The sequence below is a fragment of the Stappia sp. ICDLI1TA098 genome, from assembly GCF_054880955.1.
On the sequence record NZ_JBTZBT010000001.1, the window covers coordinates 382,707 to 406,045 of the forward strand.

General features: G+C 66.3%; 18 protein-coding genes and 1 other RNA gene. 9 read left to right on the forward strand and 10 right to left on the reverse strand.

The features are described 5' to 3' along the window. Window positions 1–10: 10 nt before the first annotated feature. The 7 genes from ACSLUQ_RS01715 to ACSLUQ_RS01745 all read right to left on the reverse strand — a co-directional run bounded on the left by ACSLUQ_RS01715 (window position 11) and on the right by ACSLUQ_RS01745 (window position 10,983). Window positions 11–505 carry a hypothetical protein gene (locus tag ACSLUQ_RS01715; protein ID WP_461807534.1) on the reverse strand — a complete coding sequence of 165 codons (495 nt, stop codon included), beginning with the start codon at window positions 503–505 and terminating at the stop codon, window positions 11–13. 129 nt (window positions 506–634) lie between these two features. Further along, window positions 635–2,398, reverse strand: a complete 1,764-nt coding sequence (locus ACSLUQ_RS01720) for a methyl-accepting chemotaxis protein (RefSeq protein ID WP_461807535.1) — start codon at window positions 2,396–2,398, stop codon at window positions 635–637. Between the two features lie 470 nt (window positions 2,399–2,868). After that, the gene (locus ACSLUQ_RS01725; RefSeq protein WP_461807536.1) at window positions 2,869–6,471 is read right to left on the reverse strand and encodes a hydantoinase B/oxoprolinase family protein; all 3,603 of its coding nucleotides are present in this window, start codon (window positions 6,469–6,471) and stop codon (window positions 2,869–2,871) included. A gap of 146 nt (window positions 6,472–6,617) precedes the next feature. Then, a complete protein-coding gene (locus ACSLUQ_RS01730; RefSeq protein ID WP_417771054.1) occupies window positions 6,618–7,925 on the reverse strand; it encodes a TRAP transporter large permease in 1,308 nt (435 codons plus the stop codon). A 6-nt stretch (window positions 7,926–7,931) separates the two neighbouring features. After that, complete coding sequence (locus tag ACSLUQ_RS01735; protein WP_417771053.1) at window positions 7,932–8,465, reverse strand: TRAP transporter small permease; 534 nt, start codon at window positions 8,463–8,465, stop codon at window positions 7,932–7,934. A 121-nt stretch (window positions 8,466–8,586) separates the two neighbouring features. Beyond that, window positions 8,587–9,591 carry a TRAP transporter substrate-binding protein gene (locus tag ACSLUQ_RS01740; RefSeq protein ID WP_417771052.1) on the reverse strand — a complete coding sequence of 335 codons (1,005 nt, stop codon included), beginning with the start codon at window positions 9,589–9,591 and terminating at the stop codon, window positions 8,587–8,589. Between the two features lie 126 nt (window positions 9,592–9,717). Continuing rightward, entirely contained in the window at window positions 9,718–10,983 is a 1,266-nt protein-coding gene (locus ACSLUQ_RS01745; RefSeq protein ID WP_417771051.1) for an NAD(P)/FAD-dependent oxidoreductase, read from the reverse strand. 192 nt (window positions 10,984–11,175) lie between these two features. Here ACSLUQ_RS01745 and ACSLUQ_RS01750 point away from each other — a divergent pair, with 192 nt between their 5' ends. Then, complete coding sequence (locus ACSLUQ_RS01750; RefSeq protein ID WP_461807537.1) at window positions 11,176–11,883, forward strand: aspartate/glutamate racemase family protein; 708 nt, start codon at window positions 11,176–11,178, stop codon at window positions 11,881–11,883. Window positions 11,884–11,990: 107 nt separating this feature from the next. Next, a complete protein-coding gene (locus tag ACSLUQ_RS01755; protein WP_417771049.1) occupies window positions 11,991–12,533 on the forward strand; it encodes a winged helix DNA-binding protein in 543 nt (180 codons plus the stop codon). A gap of 8 nt (window positions 12,534–12,541) precedes the next feature. On the opposite strand, the gene ACSLUQ_RS01760 is transcribed toward ACSLUQ_RS01755, so the two are convergent. Further along, window positions 12,542–14,827, reverse strand: coding sequence for a putative bifunctional diguanylate cyclase/phosphodiesterase (locus ACSLUQ_RS01760; RefSeq protein ID WP_461807538.1), 2,286 nt, complete (start codon window positions 14,825–14,827; stop codon window positions 12,542–12,544). 140 nt (window positions 14,828–14,967) lie between these two features. Between ACSLUQ_RS01760 and fumC the strand changes: the two genes are divergently transcribed. The 5 genes from fumC to ACSLUQ_RS01785 all read left to right on the forward strand — a co-directional run bounded on the left by fumC (window position 14,968) and on the right by ACSLUQ_RS01785 (window position 19,460). Beyond that, window positions 14,968–16,368, forward strand: coding sequence for a class II fumarate hydratase (gene fumC, locus ACSLUQ_RS01765; protein ID WP_417771210.1), 1,401 nt, complete (start codon window positions 14,968–14,970; stop codon window positions 16,366–16,368). Between the two features lie 122 nt (window positions 16,369–16,490). Further along, window positions 16,491–17,192 (forward strand): SDR family oxidoreductase, encoded by a 702-nt coding sequence (locus ACSLUQ_RS01770; RefSeq protein ID WP_417771047.1) that lies wholly within the window; start codon window positions 16,491–16,493, stop codon window positions 17,190–17,192. A 14-nt stretch (window positions 17,193–17,206) separates the two neighbouring features. Next, complete coding sequence (locus tag ACSLUQ_RS01775; protein ID WP_417771046.1) at window positions 17,207–17,905, forward strand: TerB family tellurite resistance protein; 699 nt, start codon at window positions 17,207–17,209, stop codon at window positions 17,903–17,905. A gap of 34 nt (window positions 17,906–17,939) precedes the next feature. Continuing rightward, a complete protein-coding gene (locus tag ACSLUQ_RS01780; RefSeq protein ID WP_417771045.1) occupies window positions 17,940–18,701 on the forward strand; it encodes a peptidoglycan recognition protein family protein in 762 nt (253 codons plus the stop codon). Between the two features lie 258 nt (window positions 18,702–18,959). Next, window positions 18,960–19,460 carry a lytic transglycosylase domain-containing protein gene (locus ACSLUQ_RS01785; RefSeq protein WP_417771044.1) on the forward strand — a complete coding sequence of 167 codons (501 nt, stop codon included), beginning with the start codon at window positions 18,960–18,962 and terminating at the stop codon, window positions 19,458–19,460. Between the two features lie 112 nt (window positions 19,461–19,572). On the opposite strand, the gene ACSLUQ_RS01790 is transcribed toward ACSLUQ_RS01785, so the two are convergent. Together ACSLUQ_RS01790 and ACSLUQ_RS01795 are read right to left on the reverse strand one after the other, a co-directional pair. Then, window positions 19,573–20,220, reverse strand: a complete 648-nt coding sequence (locus tag ACSLUQ_RS01790) for an FMN-binding negative transcriptional regulator (RefSeq protein ID WP_461807539.1) — start codon at window positions 20,218–20,220, stop codon at window positions 19,573–19,575. A 5-nt stretch (window positions 20,221–20,225) separates the two neighbouring features. Further along, window positions 20,226–20,915, reverse strand: a complete 690-nt coding sequence (locus tag ACSLUQ_RS01795) for a pyridoxamine 5'-phosphate oxidase family protein (RefSeq protein ID WP_461807540.1) — start codon at window positions 20,913–20,915, stop codon at window positions 20,226–20,228. An 88-nt stretch (window positions 20,916–21,003) separates the two neighbouring features. Between ACSLUQ_RS01795 and pdxR the strand changes: the two genes are divergently transcribed. Further along, window positions 21,004–22,518: a MocR-like pyridoxine biosynthesis transcription factor PdxR gene (pdxR, locus tag ACSLUQ_RS01800; RefSeq protein WP_461807541.1), complete on the forward strand. Its 1,515-nt coding sequence runs from the start codon at window positions 21,004–21,006 to the stop codon at window positions 22,516–22,518. Between the two features lie 32 nt (window positions 22,519–22,550). Then, window positions 22,551–22,946, forward strand: an RNA gene (rnpB, locus tag ACSLUQ_RS01805) — RNase P RNA component class A. Window positions 22,947–23,339 lie beyond the last annotated feature (393 nt).

Below are 23,339 nucleotides of genomic sequence, written 5' to 3' on the forward strand. Positions count from 1 at the left end.
CCGTCTCCGCTCAACAGTCGGTGTTGGTGGGCACGATGGAGGCGGGATCGCGCCATCGCTCCGGCTGGAGCCGCGCGCGGCCCGCGCGGTAGCCATGGAGGTTCGCGGCTGTCGCGACGGAAACGGAACGGCCGGCGAAGACAAGCGGGGTGGCCAGCGGTGCGGCCCAATCGTGCGGCGTGTCGCCCCAGAACAGCGTCCGGCATGCCCCGTCGGACGAGCGGCTCACAAGCAGCAGCTCGACAAGGCATCCTTCCAGAACGAAGGCGCGCTTGTGATGAAAGCGCTTGGCGGCGAGTGGGCGGGCGGCGGGCAGGCAGCCGGCAAGCGCATGGTCGAGGGGCGAGACGGTGTCGATCTCGAGAAGAAGGTCGATGTCGCCATGGGGGGCGGGTGGACGCAGCCCGCGTGCCTCCTCCGCAAACCCACCGAAGAGATGACAGGTGAGGCCGGCCCGCGTGAGCGCGTCGCTCACCTGGAAAAGCAGGGAAAGGCTGGCTGTCACGGGCGGCCTCGCGAAACGGGGTGGCCGGTGGCGCGCGGGCTCCCCCGGGGGCTGCAGCCCGAAGGCGATTGTCGTGGTTTGAGCGCGCGGCGGCAACGACTTGCAAGGGCGGTGCCGCCGCCGTGGTACTCAGGCCGAGCGGATGTTGTGCAGGAAGGTATCGAGTTCCTGCTGAAGCAGGTGCGACTGGCTCGACAGGTTGCCGACCGTGGACAGCACTTGGCGCGCGCCGGCGCTTGAATCCACCGCGCTTGCGCGCACGGACCCGATTGTCCGGGTGATGTCGTTGCTGCCCTTGGCCACGTCGCCGACATTGCGCGCGATCTCGGCGGTCACCGCGCTTTGTTCCTCGATGGCGGAGGCGATGGCGGAAATCTGGTCGTTGATCTTGCCGATGGCCTCGACGACTGCGGCGATGTCATTGGAGGTGAGGGCGGCGCCGCTCTGCATCTCGCTGACCTGGCCACTGATGTCGCCTGTCGCGCGTCCTGTCTCGTTGGCGAGCGCCTTCACCTCTCCGGCGACGACGGCGAAGCCGCGGCCGGCCTCTCCGGCGCGGGCCGCCTCGATGGTGGCGTTGAGGGCCAGCAGATTGGTCTGTCCGGCGATGTCGTTGATGAGCTTGACCACATCGTCGATCTTGCGCGCCGAGGAGGCGAGAACGGTGACGGTCTCGCTCGACCTGCGGGCGCTTTGGCTGGTGATGCCGGCTGCCTCGAGCGCTGCGGTGACCTGACGGCTGATCTCGCCGATAGAGGCGGACAGTTCTTCGGCGGCGCTGGCGACGGTCTGGACGCCGGTGGCGGATTCCTCGGCGGCGGCGGCGACCGTTCCGGCATTGTTGGAGGTATCCTGGGCGCTGCGGGCCATGACCTCGGCGGCCGCCTCCAGCTCGACAATGGCAGTCGCGATGCTGTCGGAGACGTGCTTCACCGTCGTCTCCAGATTGTCGGCAAGGCGCAGGGTGGCGTCGCGTTTCTCGATTTCGATGCGCTCCTCCTCCTCCCTTGCCTGCTCCTGCAGCCGCTTGATCTCTATGGTCTTCTCGCGGAACGCCTCGAACGCGACGGCCAGTTCGCCGATCTCGTCGCGGCTGCGCACGTTGAGCTCAATGCTGGTGTCGTTCTGGGCAAGACGGTTCAACGCGGTGACGACGAGGCGCAGCGGCCGGCTGATGCCATAGATGGAGAGCAGGGAGGCGAGGACGATGCCGCCGGAAATGGCGATGCCGGCAACGATGCTGACGACCAGCAGACCGTGCCGTTCGTGCTCCTCGGCGGCGCGGCTGGAGGCGGCGGTGAAGCGGTCCAGCTCGTCGGTCAGGGCGACAAGCTCACCGTTGAGGCGCTCCTGCTCGCGTTCCAGTTCGACGGAGATCTTTTCCGCAGTGGCAATGTCGCCCGCCCGGATCTCGGCGACGACCTTCTGGATGTGGTCGTCATAGGCAAGGTGTTCCACCTCGATGCGTTTCAACTGCTCGAGAATGTGATTGTATTTGGCGCTGTGCGCATCGGTCCTGGCGACCGAAAGCCCTTGCTTGGCGATTCCTTCGGCAAGGGAAATCTCCTCGCCGACCTGTTGGGCAAGTTTGCCGAGCCCGTCGGCGAGCTGGTCGAGTGATCCGGTTGCCGGGCTGGGGGCAAGCTCACCGACCCGTAGCAGCCGCTCCAGCAGCACCGCCTGCTCGAGCTGATGCAGGCTGACCCGGGTGACATTCGTCGTCAGCGGGATCGTTTCCCCGGCGATCTCCTCAAGCTCTGTCCCGATGCGGTTCATCTGGAACAGGCCGACACAGGCGATGACGATCATCATGCCACTCAGGAAAGCGACAAGCCCGAGTACCTTGGCCGAAATGGAACGCAGTCTGGAGGGGCCGGCGGGGCTCATAGCCATATCTTTTTCCGTAGCTTGAAGCAGGTTGTTACGGTCGTTATTCCCCATCCCCGATTTCAATTTATCTGCGCCAACGATTAACATTTTATACGATTGATATATTCACGAGATAAAGTTATCGAAAGGTTGCCTGTCATGGCATTTTTACCGTCATTGCATTATTTTAATTAATATAATTTTATTATTAAACATCAGAATATACTGAATTATATCGTATTTCTGGTTTTTTGAGAGATCTAATTGCGGTTTATTTTTTGATTTCTGACGGTTTTCAGCTTTGATTATTTTATAAATTGCTTTCGATGCGTCGTCTTGCTTATGGCGTGAGCATCTTTTGTGACGCGTCAACCTTGTTCAGGCGGGCTGGCCACGGTTCGACTTTCCGTATCCTGGATAGCGTATTCCGGGCAAGGACGCGCGCGGATCCCGGTGAGGAACCCGCGCGCGCCGATCGGTCCAGGCCGGGGCCGTCAGGCCTTGCCCCAGCCCCCTGCCGTCGGGGTGATGACCGTGACGGCCTCGCCGGCCTTGAGCACCGTCTGGTCGCAGCCTGCGAGTTCCTCGCTGGTGCCGTCAAGGCGGCGCACCAGGGTGCGGCCGAGCTGGCCGTCGTCGCCGCCCTCCATGCCCTTCGGTGCGATGGTCCGGTGGGAGGAGAGGATGGCCAGTTCCATCTCCTCCAGGAAGCGGATGGTGCGCTTCGTGCCGCTGCCAGCCGACCACTTGCCCTTGCCGCCCGAACCCTGGCGGATATGGAAGTCCTCCAGCAGCACCGGATAGCGGAACTCGAGCACTTCCGGATCGGTGAGGCGCGAGTTGGTCATATGGACGTGAACGCCGTCTGTACCGTCGAAGCCGGGGCCGGCGGGCGAGCCGGAACAAAGCGTCTCGTAGTACTGGTAGGTGTCGTTGCCGAAGGTCAGGTTGTTCATCGTGCCCTGACTGTTCGCCATCGCCTGCAGCGCGCCGAAGAGCGCGTTGGTGACATGCTGGCTGGTCTCGACGTTGCCGGCGACGACGGCCGCGGGATAGGACGGACGCAGCATGCAATCGTCGGGAATGACGATGTGGATCGGCCTGAGGCAGCCGGCGTTCATCGGGATGTCGCCCTCGACCATGACGCGGAAGCAGTAGAGCACCGCCGCGCGGGTTACCGGCTCGGGGGCGTTGAAGTTGTTGGGCTTCACGCCACTGGTTCCGGTGAAGTCGACGGTCGCCTCGCGTTTCTCCTTGTCGACGGAGATCTTCACCCGGATCACCGACCCCTGGTCGGTGGGGTATTCGTACTCGCTGTCGGTCAGCGCCTCGATGACGCGGCGCACGCTTTCCTCGGCGTTGTCCTGGACGTGGCCCATGTAGGCCTGGACGACGTCGAGGCCGAAGTGGGCGACCATCTTGCGGAGTTCCTTCACGCCCTTTTCGTTGGCGGCGATCTGGGCCTTCAGGTCTGCGACGTTCTGGGTGACGTTGCGCACCGGCCAGGGATGGTTGGTCAGCACCTCGACCAGCGCGTCCTCGCGGAAGTTGCCCCGGTCGACGAGCTTGAGATTGTCGATGAGGACGCCTTCCTCGTCGACGGTGGTGGCGCGCGGGGTCATGGAGCCGGGGGCGGAGCCGCCGACGTCGGCGTGGTGACCGCGGCTTGCCGCCCAGAACAGGATCTCCTTGCCCGCATCGTCGAAGACCGGGGAGACGACCGTGATGTCCGGCAGATGCGTGCCCCCGTTATAGGGGGCGTTGAGGGCGAAGACATCGCCCGGGCTGATCCGTCCCTCGTTGAGCTTGATGACGGTCTCGACCGAGCGGTCCATCGACCCCAGATGCACCGGCATGTGCGGAGCATTGGCGACAAGCGCGCCGGAGGCATCGAAGACGGCGCAGGAGAAGTCGAGCCGCTCCTTGACGTTGACCGAATAGGCCGTGTTCTGAAGCGTCACGCCCATCTGCTCGGCAATCGACATGAAGAGGTTGTTGAAGACCTCGAGCATGACCGGATCGGCCTTGGTGCCGATGGCCTCGGCGCGGGCGAGCCTTTCCACGCGCTTCAGGACGACGTGGTCCTTGGCGGTGATCTCCGCCTGCCAGCCCGGCTCGACGACGATGGTCTGGTGCGGCTCGACGATCAGCGCCGGGCCCATCAGCTTCTGCCCGGGCCGCAGGTCGCCGCGGGCGAAGAAACCGGCCTCGTGCCAGGTCCCGTCGGCAAAGACGTCGCCGGTGGAGGAGGGGGCGGGCTCGCCGGTCGCGGTCGCGAGATCCGGCTCGTCGATGCCCGAACCGCCGCCGACCGATTCCACCTCGAGCGCTTCCACGACAATGGGCTTGTTCTCGTAGACGAAGCCGAACTGGGCCCGGTGCGCGTCGGCGAAGGCCTGGGTCATCGCGTCTATGTCGGAGGCGACATAGGCGACGGCGATCGGCGTGTCGGTGCCCTCGTAGCGCAGCAGCGCACGCGGCAGGTCCCGTACCTCGGCCGTTGGGACACCCTGTCCGGCGACCTCGGCGCGCGTCTCGGCGGAAAGCCGGTCGACCAGTGCCTGAAGCTCGTCGAGGGTGGCGGGCTCGAGACGCTTGACGACCGCCTGCTGGCGGGTGGCGCGAATGTCGGCCAGCCCCATGCCGTAGGCGGAGAGGATGCCCGACAGCGGGTGAACGATGACGGTGGTCATGCCGAGGCTGTCGGCGACCGAGCAGGCATGCTGGCCACCGGCGCCGCCGAAGCAGGTCAGCGCGTATTCGGTGACGTCATAGCCGCGCTGGACGGAGATCTTCTTGATGGCGTTGGCCATGTTCTCCACCGCGATGCGCAGGAAGCCGTCGGCCACCTCCGCGGCGGAGCGTCCGTCGCCGATCTCCTTGGCAAGCGCCTCGAACTTCGCGACCACCACGTCGCGGTCGAGCGTCTCGTCGCGCCCCTTGCCGAAGATCTTCGGGAAGAAGTCCGGACGGAGCTTGCCGACCATGACGTTGGCGTCGGTCACGGCAAGCGGCCCGCCGCGCCGGTAGCAGGCAGGTCCCGGATTGGCGCCGGCCGAATCCGGGCCGACCTGGAAGCGCCCGTCGCGATAGTGGAGGATCGAGCCGCCGCCGGCGGCGACGGTGTGGATCATCATCATCGGCGCGCGCATGCGCACGCCGGCGACCTCGGTTTCGAAGGCGCGTTCGTATTCGCCGTTGTAGTGCGAGACATCGGTCGAGGTGCCGCCCATGTCGAAGCCGATGACCGCATCGAAGCCAGCCATGCGCGAGGTCTCGACGGCGCCGACGACGCCGCCGGCGGGACCCGACAGAATGGCGTCCTTGCCCTGGAAGAGGTCCGCCGCCGTGAGGCCGCCGGAGGACTGCATGAACATCAGCCGGCAGTCGGTGCCCTCGATCTGCAGCTCGCTTGCCACCTGCTCGACGTAGCGGCGCAGGATCGGCGAGAGATAGGCGTCGACCACGGTGGTGTCGCCACGCCCGACGAGCTTCATCAGCGGCGAGACCTCGTGGCTGACGGAAACCTGCGGGAAGCCGACCTTGCGGGCGATCTCGGCGACCTTCTTCTCGTGCGCGGGGAAGGCGTAGGCGTGCATGAAGACGATTGCGGCAGAGCGGATGCCGGTGTCATAGGCGGCCCGCAGTTCGGCCTCGACGGCATCGAGGTCCGGCTCGGCCTCGACCGTGCCGTCGGCGCGCACGCGCTCGGCCACCTCGACCACGCGCTCGTAAAGCAGCTCGGGCTTGACGATCTTCTTGGCGAAGATGTCGGGGCGTGCCTGATAGCCGATCTCGAGTGCGTCGCGGAAGCCTCTGGTGGTTACGAGCAGGGTGCGGTCGCCCTTGCGCTCCAGCAGCGCGTTGGTGGCGACCGTGGTGCCCATCTTCACCGCGGCGATGTTCTCGGCCGGGATGCGCGCGTCGGCGGCGACGCCCATCAACTCGCGGATGCCCTGGATAGCGGCGTCGCGATAGGCTTCGGGGTTCTCGGAGAGCACCTTGTGGGCCCTGATCTCGCCGTCCGGGGTGCGCGCGACGATGTCGGTGAAGGTGCCGCCACGGTCGATCCAGAAGTCCCACTTGCCGCTCGTCATGCCGTTGTCTCCCTGAAGTCCGAATTTCCCCGGTTCGCAAGTCCAGCGTTCCCGGATTTGCTTAAGTCAACTTTTTATCGATAAAATGTCAACGTTAGAATTGCGGCAACCGGCGGCGGAGGACCGCCGCCGGTTGCCCGTGCCGGTCAGGGCCGCTGGCGGATGTTCTCCGGCAGCCAGGTGGCCAGATCCGGGAAGGCGATCAGCACGAAGACCATGACGACCATGATCGCGAACATCGGCAGCGCCGCGCGGGCGATATAGGGCATCTCGTGCCGGGTCATCCCCTGCAGCACGAAGAGGTTGAAGCCGATGGGCGGTGTGATCTGCGCCATCTCGACGACCACGACAATGAAGATGCCGAACCAGACGAGATCGATGCCGGCGGCGCGCACCATCGGTTCCACCACGGCCATGGTGAGAACCACCGAGGAGATGCCGTCCAGAAAGCAGCCGATGACGATGTAGAAGACGAGCAGCGCCATCAGCAGCTCGAAGCGGGAAAGCTCGAGGCTGCCGATGAACGTGGCGAGCGCGCGCGGCAGGCCGGTGAACCCCATCGAAAGCGACAGGAAGGCCGCGCCGGCGAGGATCAGCGCCACCATGGCGGAGGTGCGGGTCGCGCCCATCAGGCTTTCGCCGAAGGTCGACCAGGTGAGCGATCCCTGGCCGGCGGCGAGCGCCAGCGCGCCGATGACGCCGAGGGCGGCGGCCTCCGTCGCGGTGGCGTAGCCCAGGTACATGGAGCCGATGACGACGGCGATGAGGCCGAGCACCGGCAGCAGGAACCGCGAGTTTGCGAGCTTCTCGGCGAAGGACATCCTCGGCTCCGGCGTCGGGTTGTAGTCGCGCGAGAACTTCGAGTGGATCGCGATGTAGCCCATGAACATGCCGGCGAGCACGAGGCCCGGCAGGATGCCGGCCATGAACAGCTTGGTGATGGATTCATTGATCGTCACGCCGTAGACGATGAGCGTCAGCGACGGCGGGATCATCAGCCCGAGGGTTGCGGCGCCGGCGAGGGTGCCGATCACCATCTTTTCCGGATAGCCGCGCTTGCGCAGCTCCGGCACGGACATCTTGCCGACGGTGGTCAGCGTCGCGGCGGAGGATCCGGAGACGGCGGCGAAGACCGTGCAGCCGACCACATTGGTGTGGAGCAGACCGCCGGGAAGCCGCGCCATCCAGGGCGACAGGCCGCGGAACATGTCTTCCGAAAGCCGTGTCCGGTAGAGGATCTCTCCCATCCAGATGAAGAGGGGCAGCGCCGTCAGCGTCCAGGAGGAGGACGTGGCCCAGATCACGGTAATCATGGCATCGCCGGAGGGACGCGAGGTGAAGAGCTCCATGCCGACGAAGGCGACGCCGAGGAGCGCAAGGCCCACCCAGACGCCGGTGCCGAGCAGCATGAAGAGAACGAAGAGGAAGAGAACGATCGGGGCGAAGGTTTCCATCGATGCCTATTCCCCGTGGCTCTGTTCGACCGTGTCCGCCTTGATGCCGGCATCGCCGGTGAACAGGACACGCAGGAGGTGATCGGTAAGGGCAATGGCCAGCAGGACGGCGCCGGTGGCCATGGCGAGTTGCGGGATCCACAGCGGCGTCGCGTCCTGCCCCTGGCTGACGTCCTTGAGCTTCCACGACCAGTAGACGGCCTTGATGGCGTAGCGGGCGAGGAACCAGGCAAGCGCCGCGCCGATGCCGAAGCACCAGACCTCCAGCCACCTGGCGTGGCGGCCGAGCGCGGCGAGGAGCAGGCTCACGCGGATATGGGCGCCGCGGTTGAGCGCATGGGCGAAGGCAAGGAACGAGGCGCCGGCCATGGCATAGCCGGCATAGCTGGCCGCGCCGGGGAAGGTGAGGCCCGTCCAGCGCGCCACCATCTGGGCGACGATGATCACCAGGATGGAGACGAGGCAGAGCGCGGCGAGCGCGCCGCCGGCGAAATAGAGCCCGTCGAGAAGGCGTCTCAGCCCTCGTCCGAGTGCGGTCATGGGATCGTCCCTGGGGTTCGCGCGGTCACAGGTGGCCGGTGCCGGAACGAACGTCCGGCTTGGGGCCAGGAGCTATCCGGAAACCCCCGGCGCATCCGCCGGGGGTCCGTGTCAGGCCTGGTCAGTTCGCCTTGTAGGCGTCGACGACGGCCTTGCCCTTGTCGCCGGCGGACTTGAGCCATTCGGCGGTCATGGTCTCGCCGATCTTGGCGAGGTCGGCCTTGAGCTGGTCGCTCGGCATCTCGACCTTCATGCCGTTTTCCTTCAGCCCGTTGAGGGTGAAGGAGGTGTAGTCCTGGGCCTTCTTGAGGCCGTCGGCCGCGGCGGTGGCGGCGCAGTCGGTGAAGACCTTCTTGGTCGCGTCGTCGAGGCCGTTCCAGCTGTCCATGTTGACGAAGACGGCGTTGCGCGGCAGCCAGGCGTCGACGGCATAGAAGTTGGAGACATGCTCCCACAGCTTGCTGTCATAGCCGGTCGCGCCCGACGAGATCATCGACTGGGCGACGCCGGTGGCGAAGGCCTGCGGAACCTCGGCCGCCTCGATCTGCACCGGCAGCATGCCGGTAAGCTCGGCGAGCTTGGCGGTCGCGGCATTGTAGGCGCGGAACTTCAGGCCTTCCATGTCGGCGACCGAGTTCACGTCCTTGTTGAAGTACATGCCCTGCGGCGGCCACGGCACGGTGTAGAGCAGGACGAGGTTCTGGTCGGCGAGAGCTTCCTCGATCGCCGGCTGGGCTGCCGCCCAAAGCTTGACGGAATCGTCGAAGGAGGTTGCCAGGAAGGGAATGCTGTCGACGCCGAAGAGCGGGTTCTCGTTGGCATGAGCGGAGAGCAGGCGCTCACCGATCGGCACCTGGCCGGTCTGGACGGCGCGCTTGATGTCGGCGCCGCCGAAGAGCGAGCCGTTGGGATGGGTGACGATCTCGATCGCGCCGTCGGTGCCCTTGGTCACGCAGGCGGCGAAGGCGGCGCCGTTTTCCGTGTGGTAGTTGCTGGCCGGATAGGCCATCGGCAGGTCCCACTTCTCGGCGCTCGCCGGCAGCGAGGTCGCGGCGAGGGCGAGGCCGGCGGCAACGAGGGCCGTGGTGCGGGCAAGCGTCTTGCGGGTCTTCGTGGACACAGTCATTTCAAGTCCTCCAATCATTTTCTGGCTTTCGCCCGGGACGCCTTGTAACGGCGGTTTCGGGGGCGGGTTCCTGCTCTGGTCGGTCTGTTTGTCTTCCCTTGCCGCTCTTTGCGGGATCGCGTCACTCTAGCTGGCGAAACGCTCCGGCGAATAGGGGGTCAGGTCGATATTGGGCTTTCGTCCGGCGATGAGGTCGGCGACAAGCCGTCCGGTCTTCGCCCCGCCCGTCAGTCCGACGTGGTGGTGGCCGAAGGCCATCAGGACATCGCCATGGACAGGCGACGCCCCGATCACGGGGATGGAGTCGCTCGGCGCCGGCCGGTGCCCCATCCATTTTCGGGTGGATTTCCAGGAGAGGGTGGGCATTGCCCGGCGAAGCTCCGCCTCGAGGATGCCGAAGGGCGCCTCGGCGGGGCCGGCCTCCAGCCCGCCGAACTCGACGATGCCGGCGAGGCGGATGCGGCCTTCCATCGGAGTGATGACGAAACGCCCCGAGGCAACCATGGCGGGCGCCGCTGGCGAGGCGCTGGGTTCCTCGAGCTCAAGGTGATAGCCGCGCTCGCTCTCCAGTGGCACATCGATGCCGAGCAGTTTCGACAGGCCTTTCGACCAGACGCCGGTGGCGACGATCGCGCGGCTTGCCGCAATCGGCCCGGCGTCGGTGCCAAGCGCGGCGAGACGGCCGTCGCCGTCGAACTCGAAGCCCTTGACGTCTGCCTTGACGATGCGTCCGCCGAGCGTCTCGAAATGGGCGGCAAGATCCTTCACGTAAAGGCCGGGATCGCGGATCACGCCATGGCCGGGAAGCTTGGCGGCGAAGCGGTTTGCCGGGCCGAGCAGGGGATCGTAACGCCCAAGCTCCTCGGCTTCCATCTCGTCCCATGTGTAGCCGCAGTCGCGCCGGATGCCCCAACCGAAGGCGTCACCCTCGTAGGCGGCACGGTCGCGATAGACATAAAGATAGTCTGACGGGCGGATCCAGCGTTCGGCCGCAGTGCCCGCTGCCAGCGCCTGATGCTGCTCAAGGCTGTCGCCGAGAATGGGCGTCAGGGCGGCGGCGATGCGGCGGACGTCGCGCTCGTTGCAATGGGAAAGGTAACGGGCAAGCCACGGCATCAGGCGCGGCAGGTAGGACCAGCGCAAGAACAGCGGGCTCTTCGGGTCGAGGATCATGCCCGGCGCCTTGCGCATCAGGCCCGGAACGGTGACCGGCACGACCGAGCAGGACGCAAGAACGCCGCCGTTGCCGTGCGAAGTGCCCTCGCCGGGTCCGGCACGGTCGATGAGGACGACATCGCGTCCGTCCCGGGCAAGCCAGATCGCGGCGCTGACGCCAACGATTCCGGCACCGATCACCGCGACAGTGTCCGTCTCAACACTCGCCTTGCGCACAAACCCCTCCGAAACTGCCCTGTAAAACTCTGCAAGCGGCGGTGCTTCATGTCAACGATTTATCGATAAAATCACGGCAATGGAGGTCGTTCCACAGTCCTTCGCCGGTCGCTGGCATTCGCCTTTGACCGCGAGGGCGGGTCGGGTCATCGTTGGCCGGAACGACAGGGCCTTTGCGCGCCGGAGGGGAATTTGATCGACAGGAACGGGCTTGCGTCAATCGGTATCCTCATGCTGGAAACGCGCTTTCCACGCATTCCTGGCGATCTCGGCAATCCGGCGACGTGGCCGTTTCCGGTTGCCTTCAAGGTGGTTCGCGGAGCGAGTCCGCAGCTTGCGGTGACGGGCGGGGCGGAAGGGCTGCTTGCGCCGTTCGTCGAGGCGGGACATGCGCTAGTCGCGGAGGGCGCGCAGGGCATCGTGACGAGTTGCGGCTTCCTGGTGCTTTTCCAGGATGCGCTGCGCGCGGCGCTGGGCGTGCCGGTGGCGACCTCCTCGCTCATGCAGGTGTCTATGGTCGAGGCGCTGCTGCCGGCATCGCGCCGCGCCGGCATCCTGACGATCTCGGCAGCGTCGCTGACGCCGGCGCATCTTGCCGCCGCCGGCTGCCGGTCGGATACGCCTGTCGCCGGGCTCGACGCGGGGACGGAGTTCTCCGGCGCCATCCTCGGCAATCGCACGACGCTGGACGTCGAACGGGCCCGCGCGGAGAACGTTGCGGCGGCGCAGGCGCTCCTCGATGATCACCCGGAGGTCGGCGCCATCGTGCTCGAATGCACCAACATGGTTCCCTATGCAGCCGACATCCGGGAAGCCTGTGGCGTGCCGGTCTATTCCGTCGAGAGCCTCGTGAGCTGGTTCCACAGTGGCCTCTCGCCGCGCCGCTACCCGTCGACCTGAGCGGTGGTCACGCTCTCTTGCACCGATTTTTGGTTCGGGCGGTTTCCAGTCCGCACAAGGATGCACTAGCCTTGCGCGGACGTTTCATTCTGGCAACGGGAAGATGAATGGCAGACGAGACCAGCCACGCCGCTCCGGCGGCTTCCGGCATCGGGCCTGTCGTATCGGCGGCGCATCTGGCCTCCGGTGCGATGCCGGCGCTCTCCGAGGTCGAATTCGCGGTGACGATGATGGTCAACGCCTATCATCGCTGGATGTCGCGCTGCATGGCGGCGGCCGGTGCTCCGGGCATGAGCCCGCTGGACACGCTGGTCCTGCATTCCGTCAACCACCGCGGGCGTCCGAAGTCACTCGCCGACATCTGCCTGGTGCTCAACATCGAGGACACCCACACGGTCACCTACGCCCTGAAGAAGCTCGTCGGCGCGGGGCTCGTGGAGACGGGAAAGCGCGGCAAGGAAAAGACCGTGGCGATCTCTCCCGCGGGCGAGGCAATCTGCATGGAGTATCGGCGTCTGCGCGAGGCCTTGCTCGTCGGGCCGGTCAAGGCGCTGGGCATGGATGAGGCCGAGCTGTCGCGGCTCGCGGCGACGCTGCGCTCCGTCTCCGGCCATTACGACCAGGCGGCGCGGGCAGCGGCGGCCATGTAGACGGGCGTTCAGCCGTAGGTGCTTTCGCCGCGGCTGCCTGTCGTCCGCCCGGCCACTGGGCCATCGTCGGCCTTTGGCGTCATGTCGGCGTCGGCTGTCGCTTCGCCGTTCGGAGCGGCCGTCTCGCCGGATCCCTGGTCGGACGCATTCGCCTCAGGCAGCGAGATCGCCGTGCCGTCGGTGATCGCGGCATCAGCAGGCGACGGCAAGCCATAGCTGCTGCGCCGCTTGGCGAGGAAGGCGCGGTTCTTTTCCTGCTGGCGCGCAGCGTTGGCGCTTTCCAGTTCGTTCGACAGGTCCATCGGCCGACCGAAGAGGAAGCCCTGCACCTTGTCGCAGCCGGCGGCGCGCAGCAACGTCACCTGTTCCTCGTTCTCCACGCCCTCGGCGGTGATGGTCACGCCGAGCGAGCGGCCGAGGCCGACAATCGAAGCGATGATCGCATCCGTCGTGCCGTTGCTGCCAAGGGTGGCGACGAAGGAGCGGTCGATCTTGATGGTGTCGAAGGGGAAGCGGGACAGGTAGCTGAGGCTCGAGTAGCCGGTGCCGAAGTCGTCCATGGCAACGGACACGCCCAGGGCGCGGACCTCGGTCAGCGTCTTGACCACCGCAGCCGTATTGGCGATGAGCAGGCTTTCGGTGATCTCGATCTCCAGGCGGCGCGGGTTGAGGCCGCTTGCCTGAAGCGCCTCGAAGACATGACGCTCGGTGTTGCCGGGCTTGAATTGCGCGGCGGAGACGTTGACGGAGACGGAGAGGCTCTGGTCATTCCAGGCGGCGGCTTCCGCGCAGGCACGGCGCAGCACCCAGAAGCCGATGTCCTCGATCAGGCCGGCCTCTTCGGCGATCGGGATGAAGATCGCCGGGGAGATGGTTCCGCGTTCGGGATGCTCCCAGCGCAGCAGTGATTCATAACCGGTCAACTTCAGGTCGCCGAGGCTGAACTGCGGCTGGTAGAGCAGGCGGAACTGGTCTTCCTTGAGCGCCTTGCGCAGGTCGGTCTCGAGCTTCTTGCGCTCCTTGGCATCGGCATCCATGTCGGCCGTGTACCAGGCGTAGGTCGAGCGGCCGTCATGCTTGGCGCGGTAGAGCGCCAGGTCGGCGCAATGAAGCAGGCGGGACGCGCGCCAGGCGGCATCCGTTGCCTGGGCAATGCCCATGGAGACGGAAACGGGAATGTCCTTGCCGTCGATCCGCGTCGGCATTTCGGTTGCCGCGAGCATGGCCTCGGCGAGCCGGGTCACGCTTTCGCGGTCGGCGTCGGTCGCCAGCAACACGGCGAACTCGTCGCCCGAAAGACGGGCGACCAGGTGACGCGAGAAGACCGCACTCAGCCGGTCGGACACGATCTGCAGGAAAAGGTCGCCGGCGGCATGGCCATGGGTGTCGTTCACGTCCTTGAACTTGTCGAGGTCGATCAGGATGACGGCGATGTTGCTCGCCTTGGCATGGGCCAGGCGCAAGGCCTCGGTCAGCTTGGTGTTGAAGACCGTGCGGTTGGGCAGGCTCGTCAGCGCGTCGTGATGGGCAAGGAACTGGATTGTCTTGCTGGCGTTCAGCCGGTCGCGGAAGCGCATCCAGACGAACAGCGCGGCAAGGCCCATGGCAACGAACAGAAGGGTGACGACGATGGCGACGCCGAAACGCAGGATGTCGGTCAGGAAGACGCCGGTGTTCTTCTGGTCGTAGGTCACGACCACGGTGCCCGCGAGTTGGCCTTCCTGTGCGATGGGGATGGCGATCAGCGACATCCCTCCGCCCAGCCCGAGAACGCCCTTGCCGACGTCGACGGCGGGGGCGGCGGTGGCGCGCACGTCGCGCACCAGGGTGCGCAACTGGGTGTGGGCGCGTGCGAGGACGTCGGTAGACGCGCGCGGCAGCAGTACGTCGGCGGCTTCGCCGTCGTGCCCGGCGAACCAGACGATGGCGACGGTGCTCACATCCTCATGGCTTTCCAGGTGGTTGACGAACCGGTCTATCCGCATGTCGGTCGCAGCCGACGTGTTGCGGCGGGCATCGAGGCCGTCGAGGGTCGAGCGCAGCATGGGCGGCGTCCCGAGCAGGTCAGGCTTGCGCGCGTATCCTTCATGGGCGAGATCCGCCGTCAGGCGTGGGGCCCGCCCCCTGTCCAGGTATTCGCCGAGTTCCCAGGAAATGCGTTTGGCGGCTTCGCGGGCGTCGCGGATGTAAAGTGCATTGGAAAAGAACACATTGGCGGTGTAGATCGCGATGGCGAAGGCGATCACCACCGAAAATCCGAACAGCAGGCCTGCGACTGATCTAATATTGCGCAAAATGCAAATCCCCCGCGCGGTCGCCTCATTCCTGACCGGGCCGGCAAAGAGTATGGCCGGGCAAAGTTTCCAGACCCTGAATCGAGGCTTTCACGCGCTACGTCAGCAAGGACGAGAGGTGTTTCATGACAAGAGATCCAATGCGGCGAGAGACGGATTCAATGGGAGCGATCGACGTTCCCGCCGACCGTTACTGGGGCGCGCAGACGGAACGGTCGCGCCATCATTTCGCCATTGGCCAGGATCTTTTCCCGCTCGAGATCATTCATGCGCTGGCGCGGTTGAAGCGCGGGGCGGCCGAGGTCAACGCCAGGCTTGGCGTGCTGGACGGTGAGCTGGCGCGGCTGATCGTGGCGGCCGCTGACGAGGTCATCGGCGGCCATCTCGACAGCGAGTTTCCGTTGCGCGTCTGGATGACCGGCTCGGGAACCCAGGCCAACATGAACGTCAACGAGGTGATCTCCAACCGTGCCATCGAGATGGTCGGCGGCGTGCTCGGCTCCAAGAATCCGGTGCATCCGAACGATCACGTCAACCGCTCGCAGTCGTCGAACGACGTGGTGCCGGCGGCGCTCAACATCGCCGCCGCGCTGATGATCGAAACCCGTGTCTTGCCGGCGCTGGCCACCTTGCGCAAGGCGTTGCGCGACAAGGCGGAAGCCTGGCGCGATCTGGTCAAGATCGGTCGGACGCACATGCAGGACGCCGTGCCGATGACGCTGGGCCAGGAGTTCGCCGGCTATGTCGGGCTCCTCGACGACAACCGCAAGCGGCTCGTCTTTGCCCGCGACGGGCTGATGGAACTTGCCATCGGCGGCACGGCGGTGGGCACCGGGCTGAACGCGCCGGCAGGATTCGACACGGGTGTGGCCGAGGCGCTTGCCGCGCAGACCGGATTGCCGTTTCGCGCGGCGGCGAACAAGTTCGCGGTCATGGGGTCGCATGACGCCATGGTCATGGCCTCGGGTGTTCTGCGAACGCTTGCCGTCTCGCTCAACAAGATTGCCAACGACATACGGCTCCTGTCCTGCGGCCCGCGCGCCGGGTTCAACGAATTGCACCTGCCGGAGAACGAGCCGGGCTCGTCGATCATGCCGGGCAAGGTCAACCCGACCCAATGCGAGGCGCTGGCGATGTTGAGCCAGCAGGTCATGGGCCTCGATGCGGCGACGGCGCAGGCGGGCGCGGCCGGGCTTCTGGAGATGAATGTCTACAAGCCGATGATCGGCGCCAATGTGGTCACCTGCTGCCGGCTGCTCGCCGACGGCATGGAGCATTTCTCGCGCTTCGCGATCGAGGGCATGGAGGCGAACGAGGCGCAGCTTGCCGAGACGGTCGGCCGCTCGCTGATGCTGGTCACCGCACTGACGCCGGAGATCGGCTACGACAAGGCGGCGAAGATCGCCCACCACGCCCACCACGACGGGTTGACGCTGCGCGAGGCGGCTCTCGAACTCGGGTATGTGGATGCCGAAACCTTCGACCGGATTGTCGATCCGGCGAAGATGACGGGCGCGATGCCTGAAATGCCGCGGGACTGAGGCGCGAAAAAATCTTGCGCTGTCGCCTCTGACGGGGACGATGCGGAGGGTACGAATCGCGGCCTGCGCCGTGTGAAGGCGATGACGCCCGGCAGCGGCGAAAGCGGGTAGGAGGCAAGGCGATGGACGGTCAGGTGGTTCTGGTGACGGCGGCCGGCAGCGGCATGGGCGCCGCGATTGCCCGGCGGCTGGCTGAGGGCGGCGCGCGGATCGCCATTCTCTCCTCCTCGGGCAAGGGTGAGGCGCTGGCGCGGGAACTCGGCGGCTTCGGCATGACCGGCTCGGTGCTTGAGGCCGACGACATCTCCCGGTTCGTGGCGGCCAGCGCGGAGCGCTTCGGGCGCATCGACGCGGTGGTCAACAGCGCCGGACACGGCCCCAAGGGCGCCGTTCTGGAGATTTCCGACGAGGACTGGCACCTGGGTCTCGACCACTATCTGCTCAACGTGGTGCGCATGTGCCGGGCGGTGACCCCGCATTTCCTGAAAGCGGGCAAGGGCGCGGTGGTCAACATCTCCACCTATGCGACCTTCGAGCCGGAGGCGATGTTTCCGACATCGGGCGTCTTCCGCGCCGGCCTTGCCGCGTTCACCAAGCTCTACTGCGATCGCTATGCGGCGGACGGCATTCGCATGAACAACGTGCTGCCGGGCTTCATCGACAGCCTGCCCGAGAAGGAGGACCGGCGTTCGCGCATCCCGATGGGCCGCTATGGCACCGTCGGGGAGGTGGCCGACACGGTCGCATTCCTGTTGTCAGCAGGTGCTGGCTACATCACCGGACAGAACCTCCGCGTCGACGGCGGTATCACCCGGTCGGTCTAGGCTGTGTTCGACGGATGAGCATCTGGGAAAGGATCAGCGCGGTCGTTGCCGCAATCGGCGCCGGCGGCATCGAGGCGGTTGACAGGATCATCGCCTACATAATCTCGGCCGGGGAGGGGCGCGGGGAACGGTCCGTTGCCTTCACGGTGGCGATGATCGCGCTCGCGGCGAAGATGGCGAAGGCCGACGGCGTCGTGACGGGGGACGAGGAGATCGCCTTTCTCGACGTGTTCGAGATCCCGCGTGGCGAGGAGCGCAACGTGGCGCGCCTGTTCAATCTCGCCAAGCAGGATGTCGCCGGCTTCGAGACCTATGCGCAGCGGCTGGCGGCGCTTTTTCCCGACGATCCGGAGATCCGCGTCGACATTCTCGACGTGCTGTTTCACATCGCCAAGGCCGATGGCGTTGTGCATGAGCATGAGGTCGCCTATCTGGCTCGCGTCGGCGAGATCTTCGGTCTCGATGCGCGGGGCTTCAACCAGATCCTTGCCCGCCACACCCGCAGCCAGGGCGATCCCTATGTGGTGCTCGGCATCAACAGGCAGGCAAGCGACGCGGACGTGAAGCGGCACTACCGCGGGCTCGTCGCCGAGACCCACCCTGACCGGCTGATCGCGCGCGGCGTGCCGGAGGAATTCGTGCGCATCGCCAACGACAGGATGGCGGCGCTCAACGCCGCCTATGCGCAGGTCGCGGCCGAACGCGGCATTTGACAGATCCAGATCCACTGAACGGAACCCGCTGACCATGGGCGTCAAGACAGATACCTCTCTCCCCGCCCGCCTCCAGCCGTCGCCGAACCATGGCGAGCGCCCCGAGGGCGCGCCCATCGACATGCTGATCCTGCACTACACGGGCATGGAAAGCGCCGAGGCGGCGGTTCGCAGGCTGTGCGACCCGCGCGCCGAGGTCTCCGCGCACTATGTCGTTGACGAGGACGGAACGGTTCTGCAGATGGTGCCGGAAGCGCGGCGCGCCTGGCACGCGGGCGCCTCCTACTGGGCGGGTGAGCGGGATGTGAACGCGCGCTCCATCGGCATCGAAATCGTCAATCCCGGACATGACTACGGCTACCGTGCGTTCCCCGACGCGCAGATCGAGGCGGTGATCGCGTTGTGCCGCGACATCTGTGCCCGGCACGCCATTCCGGCCTGGCGGGTGCTGGCCCATTCCGACGTGGCTCCGGCGCGCAAGGTCGACCCGGGCGAGCTCTTTCCATGGAACCGGCTGGCGGCTTCGGGCGTTGGGAGTTGGGTCGTGCCGGAACCGATTTCCGGCGGGCGCTATCTGCAGGAAGGCGACAAGGGGCAGCCGGTCGAGGCGTTGCAGTCGATGCTGGCGCTCCTGGGTTTCGAGATGGCCATCGACGGCGACTACAGCACGGCGACGCGTCTGGCGGTTGCCGCTTTCCAGCGTCACCATCGGCCTGAAAGGGTCGACGGCATCGCCGACATGTCGACGATCACGACGCTTCACCGGCTGCTCTGCGAGCGTCCCGCGGTCGTTTGAGGCCGGTTGACCACGGTTCGGAAACGCGCGCGCCGCCGCGTTTCAGGCAGGCGCGGCAAGGTCTCGCCCCGTCTTTGCCGCATTGCAACATAAGCCTGCCCAGGTCCTGTCAATTTTGACGGTATCTCCACATTTTGTGCGTATTTCATCGGTGTTCTTGTAATATTTCGTGACTTTCCCTGCCGGATTTTCGTCCTACCGCAGCGTCATACCCCCGCGCCTCGAGACAAAACCACGAACTCTCAAAAGGTCGGGCACATGACATTTGCAAACCTTGCGCGCCTCATCGGCGTGCTGACGCTGGCGCTCGGATTGGGCGCATGCCAGACGGCGGCGACGGGAACCACGACGGTCGATCCGTCGATCCTCGAAGCCGGCGCCAGGAGCGCCAAGTACGACGACATCATCCGCACGGAGGCGCGCAAGCACGGCATCCCCGTGGAGCTTGCTCATGCCATTGTGAAGGTTGAGAGCAACTACAATCCGCGTGCCCGTGGCCGCCACGGCGAGATCGGTCTCATGCAGATCAAACCGCAGACCGCGCGCGGCGTCGGCTTCAGCGGCAGCGCCAAGGCGCTCTACGATCCGAAGACAAACATCACTTACGGCATGAAGTATCTCGCCGGCGCCCGCAAGCGGGCCGGTGGCGACCTCTGCGGCACGATCCTGCGCTACAACGCCGGTCATTTCGCAAAGCGGATGAACCCGGTGAGCAAGCGCTATTGCGCCAAGGTCCGGAGCATCATGGCCCGGTCCTGAAGTATCGGTCCGGGGGCCGCGCCGCGGCCCGTGGCGCAAGCTTCGCAAGAGGCCGGGCCCGTTGTCGGCGGCGGCGCGTGATGGAAGTTGGACGGCGATCCCGGCTTCGCGGCTACTCCTCCCCCGCTGCCGCGAGGCCGTCGCGCACCATCCCCGAGAGGATGCGGGCGTTGGCGCCGGGCTCGCGGGACAGGCCGTCGGCCGTGCCTTGCCGGTCCGCGGCGGGTTTCGCCTGGTTCAGCTTCCACACGCCGGAAAGCGTCGAGACCTCAAGCTCAAAGCCGACGATGCCGCGCATGAGTGCGGCGAGGTAGTCGGCGGGAGCTTCGTCGAGCGACCAGGCGGCGGGGCGGCCGCTCTCACGGTCGTGCGTCAGTTCGGCGAGCACCTGCCGAAGCCGCTCGGGCTCCTCGATGAGACGCAGCGTGCCGCGCGCCTCCACCGCCACATAGGCCCAGGTCGGGACCGCCTTTCCGGTCTCGCGTTTTGTGGCATACCAGCCCGGCGAGACATAGGCGTGTGGGCCCTGGAAGAGGGCAAGCGCCTCGATACCCGCACCGACCCCGCGCCAGTGCGGGTTGGCGCGGGCGAAGTGCCCCACAAGCGACAGGGTTCCGCCGGCCCGTTCGCGGATGGCGAGGGGTACGAGTGTCGCGGCGAGCCCGCCCGCGCCCGTCACCAATGTGCACAGGCCGATCTCCCGGATCGCGGCCAGCAGCACCTCGCGCCGGGTCTCCCGGCTTTGCTCTATCGCGTACATGCACGTCAGTCCTTTTCGTCCGTCGCTGCGCCAGCAGCGCGGTAGCCGGCGACCGACGCCGGCCGATCCACGCCGGCGGCGAGGCGCGGGTCGTCGATTATGGCGCTTGCCTCCTCGCGCAGTTCGATGACCCCGGCCCATATCGGCAGGGCGTAGTCGTCCTCATCGTCGTTGGGGGGACCGTCACGCATCTTCATGCTCATGCAGTCGATCCCAAGTGCGAGGATGCCGGTCGCGGCGTTCTCCTTGGCCGTCATCGGGCGCACCTCGTCCCACCGTCCCGGAAGCAGATGGTCCGTCAGCGCGGCCAGCGCCTGGTCGCGCTCCTCGGCGTCGGTGACGTGGCGCGCGTCGCCATGCACCATCACGCAACGATAATTCATCGAGTGGTGAAAGGCGGAGCGGGCGACGACGATGCCGTCCACCAGCGTGACTGTCACGCAGAGCGGGGCGTTCTCGCGGTTCGCCTTGATGATGCGCGTCGCTTTTGCGCCATGCAGATAGAGCGTGTCGCCCACGAGCGCATAGATCATCGGGATCACCATTGGCCGGCCCTCAGCGATGAAGCCGACATGGGCGATCCGGCCGGCGCTCAGGACGTCGCGGGCCGCGTCGCGGTCGGAGACATCCCGGTTGCGGACCCGGGTGCGGGCATATGCGGGGGGGCGGGACTGCGAGGCGTTCGATAGGGGCATGCAGGCATCCTTTGCGATTTCTCGCGAAGTGTGTCATCAAAGTGGTTCCTGAAAAGGTCCAGTTTCATGAATATTGAGGGGCAGGTTTATGCTGGAAGGCTTGCTGATCCTGAACCGGGGGAGCGCGGTGCCGCTTCCCGAGCAGATCTATCGCGGCGTGCGTGCGGCGATCTCCGACGGCCGTCTCGCGCTGGGCGGACGCTTGCCCTCCAGCCGTGCGCTGGCTGCTTCCCTCTCGGTCTCTCGCAACACGGTGAACGCCGCCTATGAGCTGCTGGCAGCGGAAGGCGTGGTGTCCGTGCGCAAGGGGGCGGCGCCGCGCATTCTGGACGAGAAGCGGCTGCCGCCCCGCTTTGGCGGCACGCAGGCAGGCAGCGCGCCCGCGCCATCCGCGGGCCTGTCGGCGCGCGGGCTCGCCATGGCTGTCGACCACTGGGGGGCGACGGAGCGCAAGAGGGGCGGCAAGCTGGAGCCCGGCACGCCGGGGCTTGATTGCTTTCCTCAGGACGAATGGGCGCGCACCCTGCGCCGGGCGACGCGGGGGTTGCGTGGCGGGGCGCTCTTCTATGACGAGATCGCCGGCTACGGGCAGCTCAGGCAGGCGCTTGCGCGCTACCTCGTCGAGGAGCGCGGGCTGCGCGCCTCGCCGGAGCGGATCATCGTCACCCCGTCGACGCAGGCGAGCCTTTTCCTGCTGGCAAGCGTTCTTGCCGACCCCGGCGACACCGTCTGGCTGGAGGATCCGGGATATCTGGGCGCGCGGGCGGCCTTCCTGGCGGCCGGGCTTTCGGTGCGCCCGATGCCCGTCGATGCAGACGGGGCGGACCCCAGCGTCATGCCGCTCGATCCGCCGCCGCGGCTGATCTATGTCACGCCCTCGCACCAGTATCCCTTCGGCGTGCGCATGCCGCTCGAGCGGCGGTTGATGGTGCTCGAGCGGGCGCGGGCCTGCGGTGGGCTTGTCGTCGAGGACGACTATGACAGCGAGTTTCTCTTTGCCGGTCGGCCGCTCGCGGCCTTGCAGGGGTTGGGGCACGACGGCCAGACTGTCTATCTGGGCACCTTTTCCAAGGCGATGCTTCCGGGGTTGCGCTGCGCCTATATGGTGGTGCCGGAAGATCTTGCTCCGGCGCTCGCGCGGGCGCTGCGGGTGACGGGGCATTTCGCCAATGTGGCGACACAGGCAGCGCTCGCCGACTTCATCGAAAGCGGGCGCTACCGGGCGCATCTGAGGCGTATCCGCGAAACCTACGAGGAGCGCGGGTGCGCGCTGGCAGCCGCGCTGAGGTCGCGCCTGGGTAATGCGGTCGGGCTCTCTGATCCGGTCGGTGGCGTGCAATGCGCCGTGCGTTTCAACATGCCTTGCAACGACAAGGCGGTGGCGGCAGCGGCCAACCGGCGCGGCTTCGGTGTCGCGGCGCTGTCTGCCTACGCGCTGGAAGCGGATGTCTGCGGCCTCGTCGTCGGCTTCGCCAATGCGCGTGAGGGAGACGCCGAGGCTTGCGCCATTGCCATCGCAGAGGCGCTGGCGGAAACCGGGGGTCAGGAGGCTTATGCACCTCCTTTGGATGAAATGACGGGGCGGGGTTGCCGTGTCGCTTGACCCGGGCGCGTGCCCCGCATACCTGTCGCGGGTCAGTCGGCCGGACGGCCGCTCCCGCAAGCGCGGAAACGCCGCGGGGGAGGAAAGTCCGGGCTCCATGGAAAAACGGTGCCGGGTAACGCCCGGCGGGGGCGACCCTAGGGAAAGTGCCACAGAAAGCAAACCGCCGTGGCTTCGGCCGCGGTAAGGGTGAAAGGGTGGGGTAAGAGCCCACCGCGCGACCGGCAACGGAAGCGGCATGGTAAACCCCACCGGGAGCAAAACCGAATAGGGACGGCGTGGACGCCGAAAGGCGTCCGGTTTTTTCCAGGCCAGCCGTCCGGGTAGGTTGCGTGAGGCGTTCGGCAACGAACGCCCAAGATGAATGGCCGTCGCGCGTGGCTTCGCGCCACGCCTTACAGAACCCGGCTTAAAGGCCGGCTGACACTTCTCCCCCTCGATACCTGCATTTCTTCCGCCCGATGGCGGCGTGTGCCGAGCATGGGATGGTGCCCCACCGGGGCATGGGACGGCGTCCCACAGCCATTCGGCCGGCCGGCTTTGGCCACTTTCCTCGCGCTCTTTCTCTCGCTTCGCGCCGGTCCGGGATGCCGCAATGGTGGTCGGTGCGCCGTATGCGCGATGCGGCGGTGTGCGCGTTGGCACTGCGACAAGCGCGAAAACCCTGTCCGTGCGACACCGGATGCCGGAGACCGGCCGCAGCCGTCTTGCGGCTGTGTCTCGCGCCTGCCGCCGTCGCCGGGGCGGCGGCGGCAGGCTGCCGCAACTCGCCTCGCAATGTGCAAAACCCCTTTTTCATCAACGCGATTGATTGAGCGCAC